This window comes from Streptomyces sp. NPDC003943, from assembly GCF_053605265.1.
Genome location: NZ_JBSGIW010000069.1, coordinates 18,679 through 45,204, shown reverse-complemented (window position 1 = coordinate 45,204; position 26,526 = coordinate 18,679). Strand labels below are relative to the sequence as shown.

Here is a 26,526-nt window from a genome sequence, read left to right as displayed (position 1 = left end):
GGAGACCATGCCCGTCCGAGAGAGGCGAGGCCCGCCAGGCAGGCGCGCGCCCCTACACCGGCCGCCCCCATACCGGCAGCAGTCGTGACGGTCCCGTGCCCATCAGTCCCAGGGGGTTCAGATACGTCTCGCCGCGCAGCAGGCCCCAGTGGAGGCAGCTCACGGGGCAGTGGTCGGCGGGGGCGGCGACGCGGGCGACGATGTCGCCGGTCCGCACCACCGTGCCCGTGCGTACGAGCGGGTCCACCGGGCCGTATGTCGTGCGCAGGGGTGGGAGGCCGGTGTCCGACAGGGTGAGGGTGAGGACGCCGTGGCCGGCGACCGGGCCCGCGAAGGTGACGGTGGCCGGGGCCGGGGCGCGGACCGGGGTGCCCGGTGGGGCGGCGAGGTCGAGGCCGCGGTGGCCGGCGGCGTAGGGGCCCGGTGGGGGTTCCCAGTCGCGGAGGATCTCGGGGCGGGGCGGGCCGACGGGCCAGACCGTGGTGGCCACGGCGAGTAGGAGTCCGGTCGCGTAGAGGTTCATGACGTCAGGTTGCTCCGGTCGGATCGCGCATGACCGGCATCAGCGGAATCTGTGGACAACCTGCCGGTTGTGGACAACGCCGTCACCCGCCGCTCCCGGGGTCCCGTACACTTTCCATGGCGACCCGGGTCACCGGGTCGACTTCGCACGCCCCGCCACTGGTCCTCGTGACGGGTGGCAGCGCCTTTCGGTCCCTTGTGGCACGGCGCGTCGGGGCGTCAGGAAAACAACCGAGAAACCCAAGGAGATACGGCCATGGCCGTCGTCACGATGCGGGAGCTGCTGGAGAGCGGCGTCCACTTCGGTCACCAGACCCGTCGCTGGAACCCGAAGATGAAGCGCTTCATCTTCACCGAGCGCAACGGCATCTACATCATCGACCTGCTCCAGTCGCTGTCGTACATCGACCGCGCCTACGAGTTCGTCAAGGAGACCGTCGCGCACGGCGGCTCCATCATGTTCGTCGGCACGAAGAAGCAGGCGCAGGAGGCCATCGCCGAGCAGGCGACCCGCGTCGGCATGCCGTACGTCAACCAGCGCTGGCTGGGCGGCATGCTCACCAACTTCTCCACCGTCTACAAGCGTCTGCAGCGCCTCAAGGAGCTCGAGCAGATCGACTTCGAGGACGTGGCCGCGTCGGGCCTCACCAAGAAGGAGCTCCTGGTCCTCTCCCGCGAGAAGGCCAAGCTGGAGAAGACCCTTGGTGGTATCCGCGAGATGCAGAAGGTGCCGAGCGCCGTCTGGATCGTCGACACCAAGAAGGAGCACATCGCCGTCGGCGAGGCTCGCAAGCTCAACATCCCGGTCGTCGCGATCCTCGACACCAACTGTGACCCCGACGAGGTCGACTACAAGATCCCGGGCAACGACGACGCGATCCGCTCCGTCACCCTGCTCACCCGCGTGATCGCCGACGCCGTCGCCGAGGGCCTCATCGCCCGCTCCGGCGCCGCGACCGGCGACTCGAAGCCGGGCGAGAAGGCCGCCGGCGAGCCGCTCGCCGAGTGGGAGCGCGACCTGCTCGAGGGCGAGAAGAAGGCTGACGAGGCTCCGGCCGCCGCCGAGGCCACCGAGGCTCCGGCCGCCGAGGCCACCGAGGCGCCGGCCGCCGACGCCGAGCAGGCCTGACCCTTCCGGTCCCTGAGGACCTTCGGGTGACGACGGCGGGGGCCCAAAAAGCCCCCGCCGTCCACCCGTGGACCCGCCCGATCTTTCAGACTTCGAGAGAGAAACAGACTCATGGCGAACTACACCGCCGCTGACGTCAAGAAGCTCCGCGAGCTCACCGGCGCCGGCATGATGGACTGCAAGAAGGCCCTGGACGAGGCCGAAGGCGATGTCGACAAGGCCGTAGAGGCCCTGCGCATCAAGGGCCAGAAGGGCGTCGCCAAGCGCGAGGGCCGCTCCGCCGAGAACGGCGCCGTGGTCTCCATCATCGCCGACGACAACACCTCCGGTGTCCTGGTCGAGCTGAAGTGCGAGACGGACTTCGTCGCCAAGGGTGAGAAGTTCCTCGCCGTCGCCAACGCGCTGGCCGCGCACGTCGCCGCCACCTCTCCGGCCGACATCGACGCCCTGCTCGCCTCCGAGATCGAGGCCGGCAAGACCGTCCAGGCGTACGTCGACGAGGCCAACGCCAACCTCGGCGAGAAGATCGTCCTCGACCGCTTCGCGCAGTACGCCGACGGCTACGTCTCCGCGTACATGCACCGCACGATGCCCGACCTGCCGCCGCAGATCGGTGTCCTGGTCGAGCTCGACAAGGAGAACGCCGAGGTCGCGAAGGGTATCGCGCAGCACATCGCCGCGTTCGCCCCGAAGTACCTCACCAAGGAAGACGTTCCGGCCGAGGTCGTCGAGTCCGAGCGTCGCATCGCCGAGGAGACCACCCGCGCCGAGGGCAAGCCCGAGGCCGCGATCGCCAAGATCGTCGAGGGTCGCGTCAACGGCTTCTTCAAGGACGCCACGCTGCTCGGCCAGCCGTACGCCCTTGACAACAAGAAGTCCGTTCAGAAGGTCCTGGACGAGGCCGGTGTCACCCTGAAGCGCTTCACCCGCATCAAGGTCGGCATCTGAGTCCGTACGCAACGGACACCGGACCCGGGTAGGGTCTGAAGCAGCCGCACGCGTTCGCGCCGGACGGCCGCAGATCTGACGAGGAGGCCATTGCCGTAGGGGAAACCGCAAGGAACCCAGGCAATGGCCTTCTTGGTATGTGCACGAGGAGATCTCCATGAATCAGCGCGCCGCACAGGGCGACGACAACAACGGCAAAAAGGCCGGCCGCTTCATGCTGAAGCTGTCCGGAGAGGCATTCTCCGGGGGCACCGGCCTCGGGGTCGACCCGGACGTCGTGCACGCCATCGCGCGCGAGATCGCTGCCGTCGTCCGCGACGGCGCGGAGATCGCGGTCGTGATCGGCGGCGGCAACTTCTTCCGCGGTGCCGAGCTCCAGCAGCGCGGCATGGACCGGGCCCGGTCCGACTACATGGGCATGCTCGGCACGGTGATGAACTGCCTCGCCCTCCAGGACTTCCTGGAGAAGGAGGGCATCGTCTCCCGCGTCCAGACCGCCATCACGATGGGCCAGGTCGCCGAGCCGTACATCCCGCTGCGTGCCGTGCGGCACCTGGAGAAGGGACGCGTCGTGATCTTCGGCGCGGGCATGGGCATGCCGTACTTCTCCACCGACACGACCGCCGCGCAGCGTGCCCTGGAGATCGACGCCGAGGCCCTGCTCATGGGCAAGAACGGTGTCGACGGGGTCTACGACTCGGACCCGAAGACCAACCCGGACGCGGTGAAGTTCGACGCGCTGGAGTACGGCGAGGTGCTCTCCCGCGACCTCAAGGTCGCCGACGCCACCGCCATCACCCTCTGCCGTGACAACAAGCTGCCGATCCGCGTCTTCGAACTGCTCACCGAGGGCAATATCGCGCGCGCGGTGAAGGGTGAGAAGATCGGCACGCTCGTGAGCGACCAGGGCACCCGGGCCTGACCCGAACCGGGAACCGACCCACGCGGGTGAGGGACACCGCGCGGGGGATGGACAGAGCCCTGCCCGTACACCGTGCAGGACACAACGCGACGACACGCAGGAGCAAGTGGTGATCGAAGAGACCCTCCTCGAGGCCGAGGAGAAGATGGAGAAGGCCGTCGTGGTCGCCAAGGAGGACTTCGCCGCGATCCGCACCGGCCGTGCGCACCCGGCGATGTTCAACAAGATCGTGGCCGACTACTACGGCGCCATCACCCCCATCAACCAGCTGGCGTCGTTCTCGGTGCCGGAGCCGCGCATGGCCGTGGTGACCCCGTTCGACAAGAGCGCGCTGCGCAACATCGAGCAGGCCATCCGCGACTCGGACCTCGGCGTCAACCCGAGCAACGACGGCAACATCATCCGGGTGGTGTTCCCCGAGCTGACCGAGGAGCGCCGCCGCGACTACATCAAGGTCGCCAAGACCAAGGCCGAGGACTCCAAGATCTCGATCCGCTCCGTGCGCCGCAAGGCCAAGGAGTCCATCGACAAGGCCGTCAAGGACGGCGAGGTCGGCGAGGACGAGGGCCGTCGCGCGGAGAAGGAGCTCGACGACCTCACCGCGAAGTTCGTCGCGCAGGTCGACGAGCTGCTGAAGCACAAGGAAGCCGAGCTCCTCGAGGTCTGATGAACGACTCATCCTGGAGGGCCCCGGCCGGAACCGGCTTCGGCGGGCCCGACCAGGGGCCTGCCCCGGCGGGTCCCGCCTACGAAGGGCTCCCGGCGGCGCAGACTCGGCCCATGCCCATCGTGTCCGACGACGTTCCCGCCGGCGACAACCAGGACGATCACGGTCGGGGGGCCGCTCAGCCGAGCGGTCCCCCGTTCCGCGACCACGGGTACGGGGACCCCGCGTCCTCCGGACCCGCGTTCCACGACCACACACCGCACGAGCACCCGCAGGAGCCCATGTCCAGCCCCTCCCAGCCCGCGCCCTCGCCCCGGCAGCAGCCGCGGCAGAAGAAGAGCGCAGGCCGTGACCTGGGCGCGGCCATAGGGGTCGGCCTGGGCCTCGGCGCGGTCATCATCGCGTCGCTGTTCATCTGGAAGCCGGCGTTCGTCGGTGTGATCGCGGTCGCCGTCGTGGTCGGCCTGTGGGAGCTGACCTCCCGCCTCCAGGAGCGCAAGGCCATCAAGGCCCCGCTGGTCCCGCTCGCGGTCGGCGGCGCGGCGATGGTCGTCGCCGGGTACGTGCGGGGCGCGGAGGGCGCGTGGGTGGCGATGGCGCTCACGGCGCTCGCCGTCCTCGTATGGCGGATGACGGAGCCGCCCGAGGGCTATCTGAAGGACGTCACGGCGGGCGTCTTCGCCGCGTTCTACGTGCCGTTCCTGGCGACCTTCGTGGCGATGCTGCTCACCGCCGACGACGGGCCGCAGCGGGTGCTGACCTTCCTGCTCCTGACGGTGGTCAGCGACACCGGCGCGTACGCGGTGGGCTGGCGGTTCGGCAAGCACAAGCTGGCCCCGCGCATCAGCCCCGGCAAGACCCGTGAGGGCCTGGTCGGCGCGGTCGCCTTCGCGATGGCGGCGGGCGCGCTGTGCATGGAGTTCCTGATCGACGACGGCGCCTGGTGGCAGGGCCTGCTGCTCGGCCTCGCGGTCGCGGCGAGCGCGACCCTGGGCGACCTGGGCGAGTCCATGATCAAGCGCGACCTCGGCATCAAGGACATGGGCACGCTCCTTCCCGGGCACGGCGGCATCATGGACCGGCTGGACTCGCTGCTGCCGACGGCGCCGGTGGTGTGGCTGCTGATGGTGCTGTTCGTGGGCAGCGGCTGACCGGCGCCAGCCGGCGGAGCCGCATATCGGCGCGGTATCGGTTCGTGGCAGGGCCCCCGGCCCGCACCTTCGGGTGCGGGCCGGGGGTTCGCATCGCCGTCCGGCCCGTACGACCTGCCGGTCAGCCGCGGTCCGGGTTGATCCCCGCCCCGACCGCCTGTACGCGGGCGATCTGGAGCTTCGCCGCGTACTTCACGTTCTCGGGCGAGGTGTCGCTCGCCATGACGTAGGCCACAACGGAGCCGACGCGCATGACGACGTGGATGCTGTTGTCGTGCTGGAACGCCTCGGTCTCTTCGGCGCCGGTGTCCATCGGCAGCGACTTCACCGGGTGCTCGTCCGCCTCGCCGGGCTTCCGCTTCTGCTCCGCGAGAGCCTTCGTCTCCGCGGCGGCCTCGGTCGCGCCGGCGAAGGAGAGGAGGCTGAATTCGATCCGCGCGCCGTCCGGGTTGCGCGACTCCATGTCCTTGTGCCCGGCCACCTTGATCCCGGCGGCACACGGCGACTTCGTCAGCTCGGCGCAGCCCTTGAGGGCGTCGGCGTCCTGGACCACGATGGTTTCGCCGCTGGACATGGATTCCAGACTGCCGTCGGCCGGGAGCGCGGCATATATGTCGGTCGCGTTGATCGATACCGGAGGGAAGTTCGGCGTGATGCTCTGATGGTCGGTGGGAGCCGCCGATCCGCCCTGCTGGGCGGGCGCGCCCGAGGTCGCGCCTCCCGCGCCCGGGCCGCCCGTCTGCGGGTTCGCCGAGGTGCTCCCGTCCTTGCACGCCGTCAGCGCAAGCGCCAGTACCGCCGCGACGGCGGCCCCCCGTACAACAGCCTTCACCTGAGACTCCTCGCGGTGCCGGTCGCGACCGGACCCGGCCGCGACCGGACCCGGCCGCGACCAAGATCGAAACATTGGCATGGACACCCAACCTCATGGGGAGGCGATCAGCCAATTCGCGGGGTGCGCCCGTCCCGGATTCCGTCTGCGACACTGGTAAGACCATGCCCAAGCCCGGAGAACTCACTTTCGTCGCCCCGCGCGGAGCCAAGCAGCCCCCGCGGCACCTCGCCGACCTCACGCCCGCCGAGCGCAAGGAGGCCGTCGCCGCGATCGGCGAGAAGCCGTTTCGCGCCAAGCAGCTGTCCACGCACTACTTCGCGCGGTACGCGCACGACCCGGCCGAGTGGACCGACATCCCGGCCGCCTCGCGCGAGAAGCTCGCGGGGGAGCTGCTGCCCGATCTGATGTCGGTGGTGCGGCACGTGTCGTGCGACGACGACACGACCCGCAAGACGCTGTGGCGGCTGCACGACGGCACCCTCGTGGAGTCGGTGCTCATGCGCTACCCGGACCGGGTGACCATGTGCATCTCCTCGCAGGCCGGCTGCGGCATGAACTGCCCGTTCTGCGCCACCGGCCAGGCGGGGCTCGACCGCAACCTGTCCACGGCGGAGATCGTCCACCAGATCGTCGACGGCATGCGCGCGCTGCGCGACGGCGAGGTGCCCGGAGGTCCGGCCCGGCTGTCGAACATCGTTTTCATGGGGATGGGCGAGCCGCTCGCGAACTACAAGCGGGTCGTCGGCGCCGTCCGCCGGCTCACCGACCCCGAGCCCGACGGCCTCGGCCTGTCGCAGCGCGGCATCACCGTCTCCACGGTCGGTCTGGTCCCGGCGATGCTGCGGTTCGCCGACGAGGGCTTCAAGTGCCGCCTCGCGGTGTCGCTGCACGCCCCGGACGACGAGCTGCGTGACACCCTCGTACCGGTGAACACCCGCTGGAAGGTCCGCGAGGTCCTCGACGCGGCCTGGGAGTACGCGGAGAAGTCCGGCCGACGGATCTCCATCGAGTACGCCCTGATCCGGGACATCAACGACCAGGCGTGGCGCGGCGACCTGCTGGGCCGGCTGCTCAAGGGCAAGCGGGTGCACGTCAACCTGATCCCGCTGAACCCGACCCCGGGCTCCAAGTGGACCGCGTCCCGGCCGGAGGACGAGAAGGCGTTCATCGAGGCCATCGCCGCCCACGGCGTGCCGGTCACCGTCCGCGACACCCGCGGCCAGGAGATCGACGGTGCCTGTGGACAGCTCGCCGCGGCGGAACGCTGACCTTGTAGTCTGAGCTCGAACACAAATGCATATTCCGACAGGGGAGCGCCACAGCGCTGAGAGTGCGGTGACGTGCCGCTTGTGAGACGAGCACGGCGACCGCAGACCCTCTGAACCTCGCCCAGGTCATTCTGGGTAGGAAGTTCGGTCGTAACTCGAGCTGTTGCGCCCTGCCCGCGCCCGGTCTCCCCGGTCGCGGGCAGGGCCGCGTCTCTTCCTGGTCACACCCAGGAGGAAAACCAGTGAGCATCAAGAAGATGGCCGCCGTCGCGCTCGTCAGCGCGCTCGGCGTCACCACCCTCGCCGCGTGCGGCGGGGGCAACGGCGGCAAGGACAGGGCGGCCTCCGAGGGCCCCGCGCCGAAGACCGTCACGCTCGTCAGCCACGACTCCTTCGCCGCCTCCAAGGAGGTGCTCGCGGAGTTCACCAAGCAGACCGGTTTCACGGTCAAGGTGCTCAAGAGCGGTGACGCCGGCGAGGCCGTCAACAAGGAGATCCTGACCAAGGGCGCCCCGCAGGGCGACGTCTTCTTCGGCGTCGACAACACGCTGCTGTCCCGCGCCCTCGACAACGGCATCTTCACCTCGTACGAGGCGAAGGGCCTGGACCGCGTCCCGGACGCGTTCCAGCTGGACAAGGCGGAGCACCGGGTCACTCCGGTCGATTCCGGTGACATCTGCGTCAACTACGACAAGAAGTACTTCGCGGACAAGAAGCTCACGCCGCCGCAGACCTTCGACGACCTGGCGAAGCCGGCGTACAAGGACCTGCTCGTCGTCGAGAACCCCGAGCGCTCCTCCCCGGGTCTCGGCTTCCTCCTCGGCACGGCCGCCAGGTACGGCGACGCCGGGTGGCAGGACTACTGGAAGAAGCTCAAGGCCAACGGCGTGAAGACGGTCGACAGCTGGGAGCTCGCCTACAACCAGGAGTTCTCCGGCTCCTCCGGCGGCAAGAAGGCCAAGGGCGACCGGCCGCTGGTCGTGTCGTACGCCTCCTCCCCGCCAGCCGAGGTGCTCTACTCCGAGCCGCAGCCGAAGGTCGCGCCGACCGGCGTGTCCACCGGCACCTGCTTCCGGCAGACCGAGTTCGCCGGCCTGCTGAACGGGGCGAAGAACCCCGAGGGCGGCAAGGCGCTCATCGACTTCATGATCTCCAAGAAGTTCCAGGAGGACATGCCGCTGCAGATGTTCGTCAACCCCGTCGCGAACGACGCGTCGCTGCCGGAGCTGTTCACCAAGCACGGTGTGGTGATCGACAAGCCGGAGACCATGGCGCCGAAGAAGATCGCCGACAACCGTGACCAGTGGATCCAGCAGTGGACCTCGCTCGTCCTGAAGTAGTCACCAGCCGCAGGGAGAGCGCGACGCGGCTCGGGCTGATGGTCCTGCCCGTCGCGTTCTTCGCGGTGTTCTTCGCCTGGCCCGTCGTCTCGATCGTCGAGCGCGGGCTCCGGCCCGACGGCCACTGGGAGCTCGGCCGGTTCGGCGAGACGCTGAGCCGGCCGGACATCCTCGACGTGCTGTGGTTCACGCTGTGGCAGGCACTCGCTTCCACCGCGCTCACCCTGCTCGTCGCGCTGCCCGGCGCGTACGTCTTCGCCCGCTTCGACTTCCCCGGCAAGAAGCTGCTGCGCGCGGTCGTCACCGTGCCGTTCGTGCTGCCCACCGTCATGGTCGGCACCGCGTTCCTCGCCCTGGTGGGCCGCCGCGGCCTGCTCGACGAGTGGTGGGGCGTCCGGCTCGACACCAGTGTGTGGGCGATCCTGCTCGCCCACGTCTTCTTCAACTACGCCGTCGTCGTCCGCACCGTCGGCGGCCTCTGGTCCCAGCTCGACCCGCGCCAGGAGGAGGCCGCCCGGGTCCTCGGCGCCTCCCGCTGGCGGGCCTGGCGGACGGTGACGCTGCCCGCGCTCGCGCCGTCGGTCGCCGCCGCCGGGCTCATGGTGTTCCTGTTCACCGCGAGCTCCTTCGGCATCGTGCAGATCCTCGGCGGCCCCGCGTACTCCACGCTGGAGACCGAGATCTACCGGCAGACCGCGGACCGGCTCCAGCTGTCCACCGCCGCCGTGCTCACCATGGTGCAGTTCGTCATGGTCGGCGCGATCCTCGCCGTGCACGCGCGGACGGTACGGCGCCGGGAGACGGCGCTGAAGCTGGTGCCGGCCGAGCGGACCGCCCGCCGGCCGCGCGGCGCCGGGCAGTGGGCGCTGCTCGGCGCGGTGCTGCTCTCCGTCGCGCTGCTGATCCTCGCGCCGCTCGGCGTCCTCGTCGAACGCTCCCTCGCCACACCCGGCGGCTACGGCCTCGACTACTACCGGGCACTGCAGTCCGTCGACGACAGCGGCACCTTCCTCGTGCCGATGACCGACACCATCGTCAACTCGCTCCAGTACGCGCTCGCCGCCACCGCCATCGCCGTCGTCATCGGCGGCCTCGCCGCCGCCGCGCTCACCCGGCGCGCCGGCCGGCTCGTGCGCGGCTTCGACGCGCTGCTCATGCTGCCGCTCGGGGTGTCCGCCGTCACCGTCGGCTTCGGCTTCCTCATCACCCTCGACGAGCCGCCGCTCGACCTGCGGGCCAGCTGGATCCTCGTACCGCTCGCGCAGGCCCTGGTCGGCGTGCCCTTCGTCGTACGGATCATGCTGCCCGTGCTGCGCGCCGTGGACGACCGGCTGCGGGAGGCCGCGGCCGTGCTCGGGGCCTCGCCGTGGCGGGCGTGGCGGGAGGTCGACCTGCCGCTCGTGCGGCGGGCACTGCTCATCGCCGCCGGCTTCGCCTTCGCCGTGTCGCTCGGCGAGTTCGGCGCGACGGTCTTCATCGCCCGCCCCGACAACCCGACCCTGCCGGTCGCCGTCGCCCGGCTCCTGAGCCGGCCGGGCGAGCTCAACTACGGCCAGGCCATGGCCCTTTCGACGATTCTCATGGTGGTGTGCGCGGTGTCCCTGCTGCTCCTGGAACGGCTGCGCTCCGACCGGACCTCGGGGGAGTTCTGATGCTGACGCTGACCGCGGCGACCGTACGCTTCGGGGACCGCGCCGTCCTCGACGCGGTGGACCTGGAGGTCGCCGAGCACGAGATCGTGTGCGTGCTCGGGCCGAGCGGCAGCGGCAAGTCCACGCTGCTCCGCGCCGTCGCCGGACTCCAGCCGCTCGACGGCGGGCGGGTGTCGCTCGGCGGCACCGACCAGGCCGGGGTGCCCGTGCACCGGCGCGGCGTCGGCCTCATGTTCCAGGACCACCAGCTCTTCCCGCAGCGCGACGTCGCCGGCAACGTCGCCTTCGGGCTGCGCATGCACGGCGCCTCCAAGGCCGAACAGGCCGCCCGCGTCGCCGAGTTGCTCGACCTCGTCGGCCTTCCCGGCGCCGGGCGCCGCGCCGTCTCCGCCCTCTCCGGCGGCGAACAGCAGCGCGTCGCCCTCGCCCGCGCGCTCGCGCCCCGCCCCCGGCTGCTCATGCTCGACGAGCCGCTCGGCCAGCTCGACCGGGGCCTGCGCGAACGCCTCGTCGTCGAACTCCGCCGGCTCTTCGGCACGCTGGGCACCACCGTGCTCGCCGTCACCCACGACCAGGGCGAGGCGTTCGCCCTCGCCGACCGGGTCGTCGTCATGCGCGACGGCCGCATCGCCCAGTCCGGCACCCCCCTCGACGTCTGGCAGCGCCCGGCCTCCGAGTTCGTCGCCCGCTTCCTCGGCTTCGACAACGTGGTCGCGGCGACCGTGAGCGGCGCCGCCGCCACCACCGTCTGGGGAAAGGTCCCGGTCCCCGACGGCTCTCCCCAGGGCGACCGCCGTCTCCTCGTGCGCCCGGCGGGCGTCCGCCTCGCCGCCCCGGGCGAGGGCCTGTCCTGCCGCGTCGAGACCCGCACCTTCCGCGGCAACCACGTCTCCGCCACGCTCCGCCCGTCCGAAGGCCCGCCCCTGGAGGCGGAGTTCGCGCTGCGGGACGCGCCGGTGGAGGGCACGGCGGTGGACGTGGTGTTCGACGCGGAGGACGTGGTGGTGCTGGACGCGGGCTGAGGCAGCCCCTAGAACAGGGCGCCGTACGGGGAGGTCCCCACCCGGTCGTAGAGCGCGCGCAGCCACGGCAGGCGCACCTCGGGCATCCGGGCCAGCGTGTGCAGCACGGCACGGCGGTCGGGCCGGAACAGATCCCACGCGTGGCCGGGCAGCGGGTAGTCGTCCCGCAGCACGCCGGCCGGCAGCGTCCCGGAGACCGGTGTCGGCCGGGTCTCCCCGGGCAGCGCCAGGCCCGCCCAGACGCCGTCCGGCAGCGGCACGGCGGCCGCGTCACCGGGCGGCGGCGTGCCGTACGGGACGAGCGCGATGTCGAGGCCGTCGCCCGGCAGCCCGGGCCCGGCGAGGCCGACCGTCTTCGCCGGGCCCGCGGCCGGCAGGAGCAGCTCCACCGCCGGGCCGAACATCTCGGTGACGAGCCCGTCGGGCAGGACCACCGGCCCGCCCCCGGAGGCGAGCAGCAGATGGGCCAGGGCCGCGCCGGCCGCCGCAGACCAGCGCGGACTCCAGTAGCCGGAGGGATCGATCGGGGGCAGGGGTTCCCACTCCCGTGCGGGAGCGGGCACGCCCATGTGGACGCGACGCACGGCGTCCGGCTCGAACCACACCGCCGACCACAGCCCGCAGTCGTCCACCCGGGACGCCACCGGCAGCCCGCACGCCTCGCACACCATGTTGGGCTCGTCCCCGGCCACGACGCCCAGGCAGGAGTCGCCACTGAACTCGGGGACCAGCATGGTGCCGCGGACGTCGCCCGGTGCGACGACGACCCGGCCCCGTGGTCCGAAGGACAGGCCGTGGACCGGCGCGAACACGCCCCGGGCCGCCGCCTCCGCCTCCGAGACCTCCTCCCACATGCGGTAGGGACGACCCGAGGGCAGCGGATCGACCGCGTACGTCCCCGGCGCCATCAGGGGAGGCATGAATGCGTGCTGGTAGGAGTGATGGGTCTCAGGGGGAAGCGGGACCTGCGTCACCGGCACCGTCAGCGCCGTCTCGCACCCCGCGCACACGAACACGTTCGTCACTCTCGTCATCGCCCCGGATTCTCACCCGGACGGGCTCGGCAGCGCGCGCACATTTTCCGCGTCGCGCGCTGGTAGAGCCGGGTCGCGCGGCCGAGGGCCAGGCCGAAGAGGCAGAAGCCGCCGTAGGCGACCGCGAACACCCACGGCGCGTGGTCGGCGAGGTCGACGTCGGAGACGCCGGTCCAGGCGAGGAGGCCGATGGCGGCCAGGAAGAGGCCGAACGGGGCCAGTGCTCCCGCGCCCGCCCAGCCCAGGGCGAGCAGCGCGGGCCGGGGCAGGCGGCGGCCCCACGGGCGGGTCAGGGCCAGGGCGAGCGCCATGCCGATCAGGGCCAGGACGGCGGTGACGTCCACGCCGTGGTCGTACAGCCACAGGCCCGGATCGCTCGTGTACCGGGGGTCGGCGCCCGGTCGGCCGGTGCCGGTGAACCCCGGGGTGAAGCCCAGCGCCCACACCGTCTTCAGCGTGGCGTACGGGACGAGCGCGCCGACCGCGACCAGGCCCGCGCGGCGGGCGTCCGCCGGGACGGCCGGGGCGCGGCCGCCGCAGTACGGGCAGGTGCCGAGCCGGTGGCGGCGGTGGGCGAGGGCCGCGCAGCCCCACAGGACGGCGCCCAGGACCGCGACGGCCTGGTTGGCCAGGGCGGCCCAGTCCACGGGTGGCTGGTTGCGCTCCAGGAAGAACAGCAGGTGCGTCGGGGCGAGGAGGAAGCCGAAGCCCGAGGACAGGCACAGGCCCACGACACCCCAGGCGGCGACGGGGAGCCGGCGGCCGTCCGGCCGCAGCAGCATCGCGTACGCGAGGACGGCCGCCGCCCCGTACAGTGCGGCCGTCGCCGTCTCGGCGCCCGTGCCGGTGCCCTTGCCGAGCAGCGCGTAACCGAACGCGGGGCCGGTGGCGGCGGCGAGGGCCGCGCCCGCCGCGTACAGCAGGGACCAGGCGAGAGCGGCGCGGCCGGCCCAGGCCGGCCAGTTCTTCGTGAACGTGACGGTCATGCCCCGAGCCTCGCGCGCGGCCTCCCCGCACCGCGTCAGCCCGCGGGTGGCATCCGCTCCGCCGCGCGGGGGAGCGCGGCTACGCGCCGGGTCGCGCGGCCGCCAGTGCCGCCAGCGCCGCCGGGGCCTCGTCGATCGAGTCCACCAGCGTGATCCGCGCCGACATCGGGCGGTCCGCCGCCAGGGTGCGCAGCAGGGGCCAGGCCGGCAGGCGGTCCGTCCAGTGGGCGCGGTCCACCAGGACCATCGGGGTCGGTTGGCCCTGCGACGCGTAGTAGTTCGGGGTCGCGTTGTCGAAGATCTCCTGCACGGTGCCGGCCGCGCCCGGCAGGAACACCACGCCCGCGTTCGAGCGGGCGAGCAGACCGTCCTCGCGGGTGGCGTTCGCGAAGTACTTGCCGATCCGGGCCGCGAACGGGTTCGGCGGCTCGTGCCCGTAGAACCAGGTCGGGATGCCCACCGAGTCGCCGCCGCGCGGCCAGCGCGCCCGTACCTCGAACGCGGCCCGCGCCCAGTCGGTGACGGACGGCGTGAACGACGGCGCCTTCGCGAGCAGTTCGAGCGCCTCGTCGAGCACGTCGTCGGGGAGCGGCGCCGTGTACGCGCCCAGGTTCGCCGCCTCCATCGCGCCAGGCCCGCCGCCCGTCGCCACCGTGAGCCCCGCGCGCGTCAGCGAGCGGCCGAGCCGAGCCGCGCCCGCGTAGGCGGCGCCGCCCCGGACCATCGCGTGCCCGCCCATCACGCCGACGACGCGCGCGCCCGCCAGGTGCTCGTCCAGGGCGTCCGAGATCGCGTCGTCGTGGAGGGAGCGGAGTATCGAGGAGAAGATGTCGCCGTCCGACCTGGTGCGCCGGAACCAGGCGTACGTACGGGCGTCCGGGGTCCGCTCGTACGGCACCGTGGCGACTCCCTCGTACAACTCGTCGGGGGAGTAGAGCCGCGCCCGATACGGATCGAACGGCAGGTCCGGCACCGGCGGGAAGACGAGGGCGCCGTCCGCGCGGACCTTGGCGGCGGCCTCCGGCTGCATGGCGCAGCCCAGGAACACGGCGTCGGCGGTGGACGCCGAGAGCAGTGCGAAGGTGCGGTCGGTGAGGTCCAGGGACTGGACCCGGTACCCGGAGAGGGAGCCGGGCGCGCCGAGCGCCGCGTCGAACTCCTTCAGCGAGTGGATCTCGTGTTCGTGGCCGCGCGGGTGGGTCATGGGGTCACGATAGGGCGGTCAGCCCCGCAGCGGGACCGCCGCCAGGATGCCGACCGCACAGGTCAGCGGGACGAAGACTGCGAGCAGCGCGCCGGCCCGCAGCAGCGCCGTCGTGCGCAGCACGGTCGGGGGGGCGCCGAGGCGGCGCAGGGCCTCGGTGGTGTGGGTGCGGGACTGCTTCGACTCCAGGGCGGCGGTGAGGAGGGTGGCCGTCGTGCAGCCGACGACGACGGTGACGCCGAGCCAGGTCAGCGGGCCGAGCGCCGCGCCGCCGTACACCGTGACCGCGGCGATCGCCGCGGAGCCGACCGCGCAGACCACGCCCAGGGGGCGGCCGAGGCGCCGGGACTCGTCCATGAGGACCCGGCCGGCGAGGAGCCGGACCGCGCCGGGGCGGACCGTCTGGAGGAGGCGTCCGCACCAGTGGGTGAGGCCGGGGCCCATCAGGGCGAGGCCCACGGTGGTGATGAACCAGCCGGTGAGGACCCCGCTGCCGGTGCCGCGGGCCGTGTACGTCTCCACGGCCAGGCCCACCGCGAGGAGGGTGATGCCCCAGGGGAGGGCGGAGGTGGGGGACGGTTCTGCGGTGCGGGCCTTCCGGGGGCGCAGGGACAGGCCCGCCGCCGTCGCCGCCGCGACCGGGACGATCGCGAGGAGGGTGAGCGCGGCGGCCAGCGGGAGGGGCTGGTCGGCGGCCAGCAGGCCGGCCGCGGCACCGTCGAAGGGGAGGCCCGTGATGTCGCCGCGCAGGTGGAGGTAGAAGAGCAGGGCGAGCGCGGAGCCGAGCGTGCAGGCGACGGCCGTGGAGGTGGCGGCGATCGCGGTGAGGCGGGCCGGCCCGAGGCCGATCGCGGAGAGACCGGGGCGCGGCCGGGTGCTGGGGTCGGTACGGGCCACGGCCACCGCGAACTGCACCGTCGCGGCGAGCGGCGGCACGCACCACAGCAGGCGGAGCACGGCCTCGGCGGAGCCGGCGGGGTGGCCGGCGGCGTAACCGAGGGCGCACAGCAGGAGGAAGCCCACCCCGGCGGCGGCCGCGGCGACGAGGAGGCGGCGGAGCTGGACGACCGGGTGGGTCCCGCGGACTAGACGGAGAGCGAGCACGCGGTGACGCCCTCCGCCCCGGTGGCCGGCGGTACGGAGCCGGTGAGGCGTCCGTCGAGGAGTGCGACCGTGCGGTCGGCGAGCGAGGCGACCTCGGGGTCGTGGGTCGCGAGGAGCACGGTGATGCCGTGCGAGCGGGCGGCCGCGGTGAGGGTGCGCAGCACCTGCGCGCCGTCGGCGCGGTGCAGGGCGGCGGTCGGCTCGTCGGCGAAGAGGACGGTGGGGGCGGTGACGAGGGCGCGGGCGATGGCGATGCGCTGGCGCTGGGAGTGGGGGAGGGCGGCCGGGCGTTTGCGGGCGGCCGCGCCGATGTCGAGGCGCTCCAGCCATTCGGTGGCGGTGGTCTTCGCCGCCCGGTGGGAGATCCCGCGCAGCAGGAGCGGCAGGGCGGCGTTCTCCCAGCCGGTGAGCTCGGGGACGAGTCCGGGCTCCGGGTCGATCCAGCCGAAGCGGTCGCGGCGCAGCCGTTCGCGCTGGGCGCGGGTGAGGGTGTGGACGGGCGCGCTGTTGAACCAGACCTCGCCCTCCTGGGCGACGAGCTGGCCCGACAGGCAGCGCAGCAGGGTGGTCTTGCCGCTGCCGCGGGGGCCGGTGACGCCGAGGATCTCGCCCTCGCGCACGCCGACGGAGACGCCGGTGAGCACGTCGGTGGCGCCCTCGCGCCCGCCCAGCGCGCAGCGCAGGGAACGCGCCCAGAGCACGTCGTTGTCCGGTGGGGCCATCGCGTACACCTCGATGTCGAAGCCGAAAACAGTGTCCGTTCCCCTGGACGGGGGAACGACGCTACGGGCCGGTGGGTCACTGGGCACCGTAAGGATTCGCATCGGGTCGTACGGACAGCACGCGGCCCGGGCACCCCGTCATCCACTCGGATGGCGGCATACCCGGGCCGTGGTCACGCCGTGAGGGCGGCGTGAGGTCCTACGGGATCAGCTCAGAGCTTCGTCCACGCCTCGGTGAGGGTGGTGCGGAGGATCTGCTCGATCTCGTCGAACGTGGACTGGTCCGCGATCAGCGGCGGAGCCAGCTGGATGACCGGGTCCCCACGGTCGTCGGCGCGGCAGTACAGGCCGTTCTCGTACAGCGCCTTGGAGAGGTAGCCGTAGAGGACGCGCTCCACCTCCTCGTCGTTGAACGACTCCTTGGTGGCCTTGTCCTTGACGAGCTCGATGCCGTAGAAGAAGCCGTTGCCGCGGACGTCGCCGACGATCGGGAGGTCGTGCAGCTTCTGCAGCGTCGAGAAGAAGTTGCCCTCCTGGTCCAGCACGTGCTGGTTCAGGCCCTCCTTGTCGAAGATGTCGAGGTTCGCCAGGGCCACGGCCGAGGAGACCGGGTGGCCACCGAAGGTGTAGCCGTGCAGGAAGGTGTTGTCGCCCTTGTAGAACGGCTCCGCGATGCGGTCCGAGACGATGCAGGCGCCGATCGGGGAGTAGCCCGAGGTCATGCCCTTGGCGCAGGTGATCATGTCCGGCACGTAGCCGAACTTGTCACAGGCGAACATCGTGCCGAGGCGGCCGAAGGCGCAGATCGTCTCGTCCGAGACGAGCAGCACGTCGTACTGGTCGCAGATCTCGCGGACGCGCTGGAAGTACCCGGGCGGCGGCGGGAAGCAGCCGCCGGCGTTCTGCACCGGCTCCAGGAAGACGGCCGCGACGGTGTCGGGGCCCTCGAAGAGGATCTGCTGCTCGATCTGGTCGGCGGCCCAGCGGCCGAAGGCCTCGGGGTCGTCGCCGTGGATCGGGGCGCGGTAGATGTTGGTGTTCGCCACCTTGTGCGCGCCGGGGACCAGCGGCTCGAAGGGGGCCTTCAGGGCCGGCAGGCCGGTGATCGACAGGGCGCCCTGCGGGGTGCCGTGGTAGGCGACCGCACGCGAGATGACCTTGTACTTGGTGTGCTTGCCCTGGAGCTTGAAGTACTGCTTGGCCAGCTTCCAGGCGGTCTCGACGGCCTCGCCGCCACCGGTGGTGAAGAACACCTTGTTGAGGTCGCCGGGGGCGTAGCCCGCGAGACGCTCGGCCAGCTCGACGGCCTTGGGGTGCGCGTACGACCACACGGGGAAGAACGCGAGCTCCTGGGCCTGCTTGTACGCGACCTCGGCCAGCTCCTGGCGGCCGTGACCGGCGTTGACCACGAACAGGCCGGCGAGGCCGTCGAGGTAGCGCTTGCCCTTGTCGTCGAAGATGTAGGTGCCCTCACCGCGGACGATGGTGGGGACGGGGTTGTTCTCGTACGACGACATGCGGGTGAAGTGCATCCACAGGTGGTCGTAGGCGGTCTTGGAGAGGTCCTGGCTCACGGCTATCGGGTTCCCCACATATAGGTCTGCTTCTTGAGCTTCAGGTAGACGAAGCTCTCGGTGGAGCGCACCCCGGGGAGGGTGCGGATGCGCTTGTTGATCACATCCAGGAGGTGGTCGTCGTCCTCGCAGACGACCTCCACCATCAGGTCGAACGAGCCCGCGGTCATCACCACGTACTCGCACTCGGCCATGGCGGTCAGAGCGTCCGCGACCGGATCCAGGTCACCCTCGACGTTGATGCCGACCATCGCCTGCCGCCGGAAGCCCACGGTGAGCGGGTCGGTGACGGCGACGATCTGCATGACGCCCTGGTCGAGCAGCTTCTGTACGCGCTGCCGCACTGCTGCCTCGGAGAGGCCGACGGCCTTGCCGATGGCGGCGTAGGGGCGGCGGCCGTCCTCCTGGAGCTGTTCGATGATCGCCAGGGAGACGGCATCGATCGTCGGGGACGAACCGGTTCCGGTTCTGGAGTGGGTGCTTTGACTGGCCACGACTTCACTGTGCACCGAACCTCGTCCGTCTGGCAACCCCAGATCGATGAAATTCGTTGTTCTCGGCTGTGGATCATGCTGAATCCGAAGTTGCGGGGGGTCGGGGCTGTTGAAAGCGTCAGTGAACCGATTAGGCTGGGGTGTCTCGCCCATCGGGACACCGCACGACGGAGTGCGGAGACAGAACGTGACAGGAGGGGTGGCAAGTGACCACCGAGCTGCGCCGGCTGCGCAACTACATCAACGGGGAGTTCCGGGACGCGGCCGACGGCCGCACGATCGACGTGATCAACCCGGCCACCGGCGAGGTGTACGCCACCTCCCCCCTTTCCGGCCAGGCCGACGTCGACGCCGCGATGGAGGCCGCCGCGGCCGCCTTCCCCGCCTGGCGTGACACCACGCCTTCCGAGCGCCAGAAGGTGCTCCTCAAGATCGCCGACGCCTTCGAGGAGCGGGCCGAGGAGCTCATCGCCGCCGAGGTCGAGAACACCGGCAAGCCGGTCGCGCTCACCGCGAGCGAGGAGATCCCGCCGATGGTGGACCAGATCCGCTTCTTCGCGGGTGCCGCCCGGCTGCTCGAGGGCCGCTCGGCCGGCGAGTACATGGAGGGCATGACCTCGATCATCCGCCGCGAGCCGGTGGGTGTGTGTGCCCAGGTCGCGCCGTGGAACTACCCGATGATGATGGCCGTGTGGAAGTTCGCCCCGGCCCTCGCCGCGGGCAACACGGTCGTCCTCAAGCCGTCCGACACCACCCCGGCGTCGACGGTCCTGATGGCCGAGATCATCGGCTCGATCGTCCCCAAGGGCGTCTTCAACGTCGTCTGCGGCGACCGCGAGACCGGCAAGGCCATGGTCGAGCACCCCACCCCGGCGATGGCCTCCATCACCGGCTCGGTCCGGGCCGGCATGCAGGTCGCCGAGTCGGCGTCCAAGGACGTCAAGCGCGTCCACCTGGAGCTCGGCGGCAAGGCCCCGGTCGTGGTCTTCGAGGACACCGACATCGACAAGGCCGTCGAGGACATCGCCGTCGCCGGCTACTTCAACGCCGGCCAGGACTGCACCGCGGCCACCCGCGTGCTCGTCCACGAGTCCATCCACGACGAGTTCGTCGCCGCGCTCGCCAAGGCCGCGTCCGAGACCAAGACCGGCCAGCCGGACGACGAGGACGTGCTCTACGGCCCGCTGAACAACGCCAACCAGCTGAAGCAGGTCACCGGCTTCATCGACCGCCTCCCGGCCCACGCCAAGGTCGAGGCGGGCGGCCACCGGGTCGGCGACAAGGGCTACTTCTACGCCCCGACCGTCGTCTCCGGCCTCAAGCAGGACGACGAGATCGTCCAGAACGAGGTCTTCGGCCCCGTCATCACCGTCCAGTCCTTCACCGACGAGGCCCAGGCCGTCGAGTTCGCCAACGGCGTCGAGTACGCCCTGGCCTCCTCGGTCTGGACGAAGGACCACGCGCGCGCCATGCGCATGTCCAAGGTGCTCGACTTCGGCTGCGTGTGGATCAACACCCACATCCCGCTGGTCGCCGAGATGCCGCACGGCGGCTTCAAGAAGTCCGGCTACGGCAAGGACCTGTCGGCGTACGGCTTCGAGGACTACACGCGCATCAAGCACGTGATGACCTCCCTCGGCTGATCCGACCCGGCCCCCCCGCGGCCCCGGCACCTTGATCGACAGGGTGTCGGGGCCGCGCCCGTCGGGTCGACGGAGCGTCCATTGCCCCCGGTCCGTACCCGCCGGAAAGCTGTACGGGTGACCAAGACGACCAGGACGACCAGCAGGACCACGTCCCGCCGCGCGCTGCTGCGCGGGCTCGGCGGCACCGGCGCCGCGGCGCTCCTCGCCGGGTGCGGGGTGCCGCCCGCGTACGTCGAGCCGGGCGACCGCGCCGGACGCGACCTGTCCGCGCGGGACCGGCGCCTGACCTTCGCCAACTGGCCGCTCTACATCGACACCGACGACAAGGACAAGTCGAAGCGGCCCACCCTGGACGGCTTCACGAAGCGGACCGGGATCTCCGTGCGCTACACGGAGGAGATCAACGACAACGACGAGTTCTTCGGCAAGATCAGCCCGTCCCTGATGAACCACCAGCAGACCGGCCGCGACCTCGTCGTCATCAGCGACTGGATGGCCGCCCGCTTCGTCCGCCTCGGCTGGGTCCAGGAGATGGACCGGGACCGGCAGCCCAACGTCGCCCGGCACCTCGACCCGCTGCTGCGCACGCCCGCCTTCGACCCGGGCCGGCTGCACTCGGTGCCCTGGCAGTCCGGGATCACCGGCATCGCGTACAACCGCAAGCGGCTCGGCCGCGAGATCCGCTCCACCGGGGAGCTGTGGGCCGACGACCTGCGCGGCCGGGTCACCCTGCTGTCCGGGCTCGACGAGTCCCTCGCGCTGCTCATGCAGGGCGACGGCGTCGACGTCACCCGCTGGACCGCCGACGACTTCCACCGGGTCTGCGAGCGGATCGAGGGGCTCGTACGCAAGAAGCACATCCGCCGCTTCACCGGCAACGACTACATCAAGGACCTCTCCACCGGAGACGTGCTCGCCTGCCAGGCGTACTCCGGCGACGTCATCCAGCTCCAGGCCGACAACCCGGACATCGCCTTCGTCGTGCCCGAGGAGGGCGCCGAACTGTGGGCCGAGTCCCTGCTGATCCCCAACCTGGCCGAGCACAAGGCCGGCGCCGAGCAGCTGATCGACTACTACTACGAGCCCGAGGTCGCAGCCAGGCTCGCCGCCTGGGTCAACTACGTCTGCCCGGTCCCCGCCGCCCGTGACGTCCTCGCCGACTCCTCCGACGAGGAGCTCGCCGCGCTCGCCGAGGACCCGCTGGTCTTCCCCGACGGCGCGATGCGCAAGCGGCTCGCGATCGCCCGGGACATCAGGCCCGAGGAGCGCGCCGAGTTCGCCAAGCGGTGGAACTCGATCGTCGGCCTGTGAGTTCTCCGGTCATGACGGATCGGAACATCAACTCACTGGTCACCTATGGACTGTTCGCCGCCTGGGCGCTGCACGACGCCGAGGAGGTGGCCTTCGGCCCGCGCTGGATGCGGGAGAACCTGCCGCGGCTGCGCAAGCGGTTCCCCGCGGTGCCCGAGCCGGTGTGGCGGGCCCTCGGCTCCGTCGACGACCGCGAATTCCGGGCCGCCGTCGCCGTGATGGCCGGCATCGTCGGCTCGGCCGCCGTCGCCGGCGGGCGCTCGGGCGGCCGGTCCGCCTTCTACCAGGGGGCGTTGAACGGCTTCGGGCTGCACGGACTGGTGCATCTCGCGCAGGCGGCCGCCGTGCGCGGAGTGACCCCCGGCTCGGTGACCTCGCCGCTGGTGGTCATCCCCTTCACCCTGTGGGCGCGCGGCCGGCTGCGGAAGGCCGGGGTGCTGCGGCCCACGCGGGGCCGGGACGTGGTGGCCGGCCTCGCGATCGCGGCGGGGGCGACCGTCGTCTCGCACGCCGTGGCGCGCAAGATCGCCCCTCGTTTTTGAACGTGTTCATGAGGGGCGTACGCTGCCCTCATGAGCGACACGAACGGGCCCAGAGCCCTCCTCAAGCGCATCCGCGTCTGGCTGGTCGTCTTCATCGTCTGTCTGGTGCTCAGCGGCGCCACCGCGTTCCCGCTGGTCACCGAACTCCGGCTGGCCGACGAGGCGTTGTCCTCGTGGGCCGCGTCCGTCGCCGACGCCTTCCCCGTGCTCGCCGAGTGGCTCGCCCGGGTGCGCACCGGGGTCGAGGCGGCCGACGCCCACGCCCCGTACCTCCTCTACGGCACCGACTGGCTGGCCTTCGCCCATCTCGTCATCGCCGTCGCCTTCTACGGGCCCTACCGCGACCCGGTCCGCAACATCTGGGTCATCGAGTTCGGCATGATTGCCTGCGTCGGCATCATCCCGCTCGCCCTGATCTGCGGGCCGGTCCGCGACATCCCCTTCTGGTGGTCGGTCATCGACATGTCCTTCGGGGTCTTCGGCATCCTGCCGCTGCTCGTCGTGCGCCGGCTGATCAAGCGCCTGGAGGCGGCACAGGGGAGCGCCGGGCTCACTTCGACGGCAGGCCGAACGTCGTCAGCATGAGGCCGAGCGCCACCTTGTTCATGTCCTGGCCCTTGGCGTCGGTGGAGTTGACGCTGTAGACCAGGGTCCGCTCGCCGTGCCGGGTCGAGGCGATGGCCGCGTTGTAGCCCCAGCGGCCGCCGGTCTTGCCCCACACCTCGCGCCCGCCCAGCTTCTTCATCGACAGGCCCGCGGAGTACGCGGCGGGATCGCCGGTCCTGAAGTCCTCGACCTTCGGCAGCGTGAACATCTCCTCCAGGATCGGCCCGCGCACCACCCGGCCCGCGAACAGGGCCCGCGTGAACCGCTCCAGGTCGGCGGTGGTCGAGATCAGGTCCCCGGCCGCCCAGCCGTCGCTGGCGTTCCAGACGCTGACGTCGCGCAGCCCGGTCGTCCCGTCGTCCAGCTTCATCAGCTGGTAGCCGTGGTTGTGCGGGCCCTCGATCCGGGGGCTGGTGCCGGGGAAGCAGGTGTCGCGCAGACCGAGCGGCCGCAGCACGCGCTCGGACACCTGGTGCTCGTACGAGTCGCCCGTGACGCGCTCGACGATCAGACCGGCGATCGTGTAGCCGATGTTCAGGTAGTGCTGCTTCGTCCCGGGCGCGAACTCGCGCGGCTGCGAGGTCGCCATGCGGACCAGGTCGCGCGGGTCGTACGTGACGAAGCGGCGCGCGTACCACTCCTCGACCGTCTCGCCCGGCAGGTCGGCCGCCGGGATGCCGTGTGTGTGGTTCAGCAGCTGGCGGACCGTCACCTCGCCGTACGCCGCCGGGATCAGCTCCGGGAGATAGGCGCGGGCCGGGCGGTCCAGATCGATCCGGCCCTCCGCCGCGAGCTGGAGGACGACCGCCGCCGTGAACACCTTGGTCACCGAACCGGCCCGGAAACGGGCACCCGGATCGGCCGGGCGGTTCGTCCTCAGGTCGTGCACCCCGGAGCTGCCCTGCCAGACGCCCTCGGTGCCGCCGACCCGGACCAGGGCCGCGGTCGCGTCCTTCGAGGGGAGGCCGGCGATCACCTGCGCCAGGGCCGCGTCCGACGAGGCGGACGCCGCCCGGGCGGTGCCGGCCGGGGCGGGCGCGGCGGCGGCCGGGAGGGCCAGCGGGCCCGCCGCGACGCCCAGGACCAGGGCGGCGGCGAGCAGCGTGCGGGTGGTGTGCTTCATGGTCGACTCCGTGGGTGTGAACCGTCGTTCTCGATGGCTCCATCCTGCTGACCAGCGGTGATCCGCGGATCGCCCGCACCGGCGGTCTTCGCCCACCTAGTTCCTCGCCCACGCGGGGGAGGCTTCCGCACCCCCGGCTCCCCCGGCCGGGGGAGCGCCCGCCGTGATCAGGCCCGTCTCGTAGGCGCAGATCACCGCCTGGATCCGGTCGCGCAGGCCCAGCTTCGCCAGCACGTTCCCCACATGCGTCTTCACCGTGTGGTCGCTCACCACCAGCTCCGCCGCGATCTCCGCGTTCGACAGGCCGCGCGCGAGCAGCAGCAGCGTCTCCCGCTCCCGCGCGGTCAGTACGTCCAGGCGCGGATCGGCCCGCCGCGGGCCGCCCGGGGCCGGGGCCGAGGTGTACTGCTCCACCAGCCGCCGCGCCACCGTCGGCGCGAGCAGCGCCTCGCCCGCCGCGACCACCCGCACCGCGTGCACCAGGTCGTCACGGCGTACGTCCTTCAGGAGGAAGCCGCTCGCGCCCGCGTGCAGCGCCTCGTACACGTACTCGTCGGTGTCGAAGGTCGTCAGGATCACCGTCCGGCAGGCCGACTCGGCGGAGACCACCCGGCACGCCTCGATGCCGTCCATCACCGGCATCCGGATGTCCATCAGGACCACGTCGGGGGAGTGCCGGCGCACCGCCTCCACGGCCGCGGCGCCGTCGCCGGCCTCCGCGACCACCTCGATGTCCTCCTGGACGTCCAGGATCAGCGCGAAACCGCTGCGCACCAGCTCCTGGTCGTCCGCCACCACGACGCGGATCGTCATTTCGCCGCCTCCAGCGGGAGCACCGCCCGCAGTTCGAAACCCCGCCCGTCCGGGCCCGGCCCGGCCGACGCCGTACCGCCGTGCGCGGCCGCCCGCTCGCGGACGCCCACCAGGCCGTGGCCGCCGGAACCGCCGCCCTGCGGGCCGCGCCCGTCGTCCGTCACCCGGACCTCCACCTCGTCCTCCCCGTACCCGAGGCGCACCGACACCGAGCCGGCCCGCGCGTGCTTGACCACGTTCGTCAGCGCCTCCTGCACGATCCGGAAGACGGTCGCCCCGGTCGCGGCGGGCAGCGGACGCACGGCGCCCTCCGTCGCGTACCGCACGTCGAGGCCGCCGCCCCGCACCCGTTCGACGAGACCGGGGAGTTCCCCGATGCCCGGCTGCGGGTCCCGGGGCGCGTCGGGCGCGTCCCCGTCGCGCAACACGCCCAGCATGCGCCGCAGTTGCACCATCGCGTCCCGGCCGGTCTCGGAGATCGCCTCGAAGGCCGCCTCCGCCCGCTCGGGTGCGGCCCGCACCGCCAGCGGACCGGCCTCCGCCTGCACGATCATCAGGCTCACCGCGTGCGACAGGATGTCGTGCATCTCCCGGGCGATCCGGGCCCGTTCGCGGGCCGCGGCCTGCTCCGCCTCCACCCGGTGCGCCCGCTGCCTGGCGTCCGCGAGCCGCCCGAGGGCGTAGGCGGCCCCGAACACGAAGAGGGAGAAGGTCAGTTCGCGCACCGACTGGGTGTTGAGCCACACCGACACCGGCACCGCGAGGAGGACCAGCAGACCCGCCGCGAGGCGCTTCCAGGGCGGGGACAGCACGGCGATCGTGTAGAGGCTGAGCAGCCCGGTGTACGGCAGCGGCTGTCCCGGCCCCTCAAGGGCGAGCCGGTAGAGCGCACTGGTCGCCATGACGCCGAGCAGCACGGCCATCGGCGCCCGGCGGCGCCACACCAGCGGGACGACGGTGAGCGTCGTCAGCCCGTACGCCGGCCAGGTCGCCGGCTCCAGCTCGGGCGGGCGCGGCACCACGAACGGCATCGTCATCGCCGCCTGCACGAGCAGCGCGATGCCGATGTCCACGGCCCACGGATGGGCCGCCCACCAGGCCCTCAGCTCCCGAAGCGCCCGGCTGCCCCTGCCCCCTATCCGCTGCGTCCCCTGTGTCCCCTGTATGCCCGTCAAGCCCCGTGTTCCCGTCCCCGTTCCCGTTCCCGCACGGAGGCCAGCGCGTCGACGCGGTTGGTCGTGATCGAGTCGACCCCGTGGCGGATCAGCTTACGCATCCACCGGCGGGTGTCCGGCGTCCAGACCGACACCAGCAGACCGTCCCGGTGCACCCGCTCCACCAGCTCCCGACTCGCGAGTCCGAAGCGGTAGTTGAGCCACCTCGGGCGCACCACGTCCAGCAGTACGGGCCGGGGCGGCGCCAGCGTGTTCCAGGTGAGCGCGATCTCCGCGGCCGGGTCGGCCGCCCGTACGTCCAGCATGGCCGCGCCGCCCGCGCAGTAGTAGACCCGCTCGTCCGCGCCGCACTCGCGGACCGTGCCGACGATCTCGCGCACCGACGCCGCGTCACCGCCCGGCAGGTCCAGCATCAGCCGGTGCGCGCCGGCCGCGACGAGCGCCTCGCGCAGCGTCGGCACCGAGCCGTGGGGGCCGTCCGCCGTCAGCTCCTTCAGCTGGTTCACGGTGACGGAGGAGAGCGGGCGGTCGTGTCCCCACAGGCGCTTCAGGGTGTCGTCGTGCAGCAGCACGGGCACGCGGTCCTTGGTGAGCCGGACGTCGACCTCCACCGCGTCCGCGCCCCGCCGGAACGCCGACAGGATCGACGGGACGGTGTTCTCGCGGACGCGATAGGGGTCGCCGCGGTGGCCTACGACAGTGACGGGATCCATGACCCCATTCTGCTGGCGGGCGG

At 71.8% G+C, this 26,526-nt stretch carries 26 protein-coding genes; 13 read left to right on the top strand and 13 right to left on the bottom strand.

Features of this window, described 5'->3' with window-relative positions; genetic code table 11:
- Nucleotides 1-52: 52 nt before the first annotated feature.
- Entirely contained in the window at nucleotides 53-523 is a 471-nt protein-coding gene (locus ACWEV0_RS25565; protein WP_453151791.1) for a murein hydrolase activator EnvC family protein, read from the bottom strand.
- Nucleotides 524-778: 255 nt separating this feature from the next.
- Between ACWEV0_RS25565 and rpsB the strand changes: the two genes are divergently transcribed.
- The 5 genes from rpsB to ACWEV0_RS25540 all read left to right on the top strand — a co-directional run bounded on the left by rpsB (nucleotide 779) and on the right by ACWEV0_RS25540 (nucleotide 5,339).
- Entirely contained in the window at nucleotides 779-1,651 is an 873-nt protein-coding gene (gene rpsB / locus ACWEV0_RS25560) for a 30S ribosomal protein S2 (RefSeq protein WP_451611108.1), read from the top strand.
- A gap of 111 nt (nucleotides 1,652-1,762) precedes the next feature.
- Nucleotides 1,763-2,599 carry a translation elongation factor Ts gene (gene tsf, locus ACWEV0_RS25555; RefSeq protein WP_453151790.1) on the top strand — a complete coding sequence of 279 codons (837 nt, stop codon included), beginning with the start codon at nucleotides 1,763-1,765 and terminating at the stop codon, nucleotides 2,597-2,599.
- A gap of 157 nt (nucleotides 2,600-2,756) precedes the next feature.
- Nucleotides 2,757-3,521 carry a UMP kinase gene (gene pyrH / locus ACWEV0_RS25550; protein ID WP_453151789.1) on the top strand — a complete coding sequence of 255 codons (765 nt, stop codon included), beginning with the start codon at nucleotides 2,757-2,759 and terminating at the stop codon, nucleotides 3,519-3,521.
- Between the two features lie 109 nt (nucleotides 3,522-3,630).
- Nucleotides 3,631-4,188 carry a ribosome recycling factor gene (gene frr / locus ACWEV0_RS25545; protein ID WP_453151787.1) on the top strand — a complete coding sequence of 186 codons (558 nt, stop codon included), beginning with the start codon at nucleotides 3,631-3,633 and terminating at the stop codon, nucleotides 4,186-4,188.
- Nucleotides 4,188-5,339: a phosphatidate cytidylyltransferase gene (locus ACWEV0_RS25540; RefSeq protein WP_453151786.1), complete on the top strand. Its 1,152-nt coding sequence runs from the start codon at nucleotides 4,188-4,190 to the stop codon at nucleotides 5,337-5,339. Before frr ends, ACWEV0_RS25540 begins: the two co-directional genes overlap by 1 nt.
- A 121-nt stretch (nucleotides 5,340-5,460) precedes the next feature.
- Here the strand turns inward: ACWEV0_RS25540 and ACWEV0_RS25535 are convergent, their stop codons facing one another.
- Nucleotides 5,461-6,171, bottom strand: a complete 711-nt coding sequence (locus tag ACWEV0_RS25535) for a hypothetical protein (protein WP_453151785.1) — start codon at nucleotides 6,169-6,171, stop codon at nucleotides 5,461-5,463.
- 164 nt (nucleotides 6,172-6,335) lie between these two features.
- Here ACWEV0_RS25535 and rlmN point away from each other — a divergent pair, with 164 nt between their 5' ends.
- The 4 genes from rlmN (at nucleotide 6,336) to ACWEV0_RS25515 (ending at nucleotide 11,456) form a co-directional block, all read left to right on the top strand.
- Nucleotides 6,336-7,442: a 23S rRNA (adenine(2503)-C(2))-methyltransferase RlmN gene (gene rlmN, locus ACWEV0_RS25530; RefSeq protein WP_453151784.1), complete on the top strand. Its 1,107-nt coding sequence runs from the start codon at nucleotides 6,336-6,338 to the stop codon at nucleotides 7,440-7,442.
- 257 nt (nucleotides 7,443-7,699) lie between these two features.
- A complete protein-coding gene (locus ACWEV0_RS25525; protein WP_453151795.1) occupies nucleotides 7,700-8,782 on the top strand; it encodes a thiamine ABC transporter substrate-binding protein in 1,083 nt (360 codons plus the stop codon).
- Between the two features lie 38 nt (nucleotides 8,783-8,820).
- Nucleotides 8,821-10,434 carry an ABC transporter permease gene (locus ACWEV0_RS25520; RefSeq protein WP_453151793.1) on the top strand — a complete coding sequence of 538 codons (1,614 nt, stop codon included), beginning with the start codon at nucleotides 8,821-8,823 and terminating at the stop codon, nucleotides 10,432-10,434.
- Nucleotides 10,434-11,456, top strand: a complete 1,023-nt coding sequence (locus ACWEV0_RS25515) for an ABC transporter ATP-binding protein (protein ID WP_453151783.1) — start codon at nucleotides 10,434-10,436, stop codon at nucleotides 11,454-11,456. The genes ACWEV0_RS25520 and ACWEV0_RS25515 overlap by 1 nt, the downstream gene beginning before the upstream one ends.
- Nucleotides 11,457-11,464: 8 nt before the next feature.
- Here ACWEV0_RS25515 and ACWEV0_RS25510 read toward each other — a convergent pair whose 3' ends face one another.
- The 7 genes from ACWEV0_RS25510 to ACWEV0_RS25480 all read right to left on the bottom strand — a co-directional run bounded on the left by ACWEV0_RS25510 (nucleotide 11,465) and on the right by ACWEV0_RS25480 (nucleotide 18,574).
- A complete protein-coding gene (locus tag ACWEV0_RS25510; protein WP_453151782.1) occupies nucleotides 11,465-12,490 on the bottom strand; it encodes a hypothetical protein in 1,026 nt (341 codons plus the stop codon).
- On the bottom strand, nucleotides 12,487-13,476 hold the full coding sequence (locus ACWEV0_RS25505) for a hypothetical protein (RefSeq protein ID WP_453151781.1): 990 nt from the start codon (nucleotides 13,474-13,476) through the stop codon (nucleotides 12,487-12,489). Before ACWEV0_RS25505 ends, ACWEV0_RS25510 begins: the two co-directional genes overlap by 4 nt.
- A 79-nt stretch (nucleotides 13,477-13,555) precedes the next feature.
- Nucleotides 13,556-14,680, bottom strand: coding sequence for an LOG family protein (locus ACWEV0_RS25500; protein WP_453151779.1), 1,125 nt, complete (start codon nucleotides 14,678-14,680; stop codon nucleotides 13,556-13,558).
- 18 nt (nucleotides 14,681-14,698) lie between these two features.
- Nucleotides 14,699-15,784, bottom strand: coding sequence for a hypothetical protein (locus tag ACWEV0_RS25495; RefSeq protein WP_453151778.1), 1,086 nt, complete (start codon nucleotides 15,782-15,784; stop codon nucleotides 14,699-14,701).
- Nucleotides 15,766-16,506 carry an ABC transporter ATP-binding protein gene (locus tag ACWEV0_RS25490; protein ID WP_453151777.1) on the bottom strand — a complete coding sequence of 247 codons (741 nt, stop codon included), beginning with the start codon at nucleotides 16,504-16,506 and terminating at the stop codon, nucleotides 15,766-15,768. Before ACWEV0_RS25490 ends, ACWEV0_RS25495 begins: the two co-directional genes overlap by 19 nt.
- Before the next feature lie 212 nt (nucleotides 16,507-16,718).
- Nucleotides 16,719-18,098, bottom strand: coding sequence for an aspartate aminotransferase family protein (locus tag ACWEV0_RS25485; protein ID WP_453151776.1), 1,380 nt, complete (start codon nucleotides 18,096-18,098; stop codon nucleotides 16,719-16,721).
- Complete coding sequence (locus ACWEV0_RS25480) at nucleotides 18,083-18,574, bottom strand: Lrp/AsnC family transcriptional regulator (RefSeq protein WP_403791643.1); 492 nt, start codon at nucleotides 18,572-18,574, stop codon at nucleotides 18,083-18,085. Before ACWEV0_RS25480 ends, ACWEV0_RS25485 begins: the two co-directional genes overlap by 16 nt.
- Nucleotides 18,575-18,780: 206 nt before the next feature.
- Between ACWEV0_RS25480 and ACWEV0_RS25475 the strand changes: the two genes are divergently transcribed.
- From ACWEV0_RS25475 to ACWEV0_RS25460, 4 genes are all read left to right on the top strand, one after another.
- Nucleotides 18,781-20,217, top strand: coding sequence for a gamma-aminobutyraldehyde dehydrogenase (locus ACWEV0_RS25475; RefSeq protein ID WP_453151775.1), 1,437 nt, complete (start codon nucleotides 18,781-18,783; stop codon nucleotides 20,215-20,217).
- A 117-nt stretch (nucleotides 20,218-20,334) separates the two neighbouring features.
- A complete protein-coding gene (locus tag ACWEV0_RS25470) occupies nucleotides 20,335-21,531 on the top strand; it encodes an ABC transporter substrate-binding protein (RefSeq protein ID WP_453151774.1) in 1,197 nt (398 codons plus the stop codon).
- Between the two features lie 11 nt (nucleotides 21,532-21,542).
- On the top strand, nucleotides 21,543-22,073 hold the full coding sequence (locus ACWEV0_RS25465; protein WP_453151773.1) for an HXXEE domain-containing protein: 531 nt from the start codon (nucleotides 21,543-21,545) through the stop codon (nucleotides 22,071-22,073).
- Between the two features lie 30 nt (nucleotides 22,074-22,103).
- Nucleotides 22,104-22,658: a hypothetical protein gene (locus ACWEV0_RS25460; RefSeq protein ID WP_453151772.1), complete on the top strand. Its 555-nt coding sequence runs from the start codon at nucleotides 22,104-22,106 to the stop codon at nucleotides 22,656-22,658.
- On the opposite strand, the gene ACWEV0_RS25455 is transcribed toward ACWEV0_RS25460, so the two are convergent.
- The 4 genes from ACWEV0_RS25455 to ACWEV0_RS25440 form a co-directional block, all read right to left on the bottom strand.
- Nucleotides 22,624-23,802: a serine hydrolase domain-containing protein gene (locus ACWEV0_RS25455; RefSeq protein WP_453151771.1), complete on the bottom strand. Its 1,179-nt coding sequence runs from the start codon at nucleotides 23,800-23,802 to the stop codon at nucleotides 22,624-22,626. The genes ACWEV0_RS25460 and ACWEV0_RS25455 overlap by 35 nt on opposite strands.
- A gap of 96 nt (nucleotides 23,803-23,898) precedes the next feature.
- Nucleotides 23,899-24,615, bottom strand: coding sequence for a response regulator (locus tag ACWEV0_RS25450; RefSeq protein WP_453151770.1), 717 nt, complete (start codon nucleotides 24,613-24,615; stop codon nucleotides 23,899-23,901).
- Nucleotides 24,612-25,721, bottom strand: a complete 1,110-nt coding sequence (locus ACWEV0_RS25445) for a sensor histidine kinase (RefSeq protein ID WP_453151792.1) — start codon at nucleotides 25,719-25,721, stop codon at nucleotides 24,612-24,614. The genes ACWEV0_RS25450 and ACWEV0_RS25445 overlap by 4 nt, the downstream gene beginning before the upstream one ends.
- A gap of 65 nt (nucleotides 25,722-25,786) precedes the next feature.
- Nucleotides 25,787-26,503 carry a glycerophosphodiester phosphodiesterase gene (locus tag ACWEV0_RS25440; protein WP_453151768.1) on the bottom strand — a complete coding sequence of 239 codons (717 nt, stop codon included), beginning with the start codon at nucleotides 26,501-26,503 and terminating at the stop codon, nucleotides 25,787-25,789.
- Nucleotides 26,504-26,526: the final 23 nt, after the last annotated feature.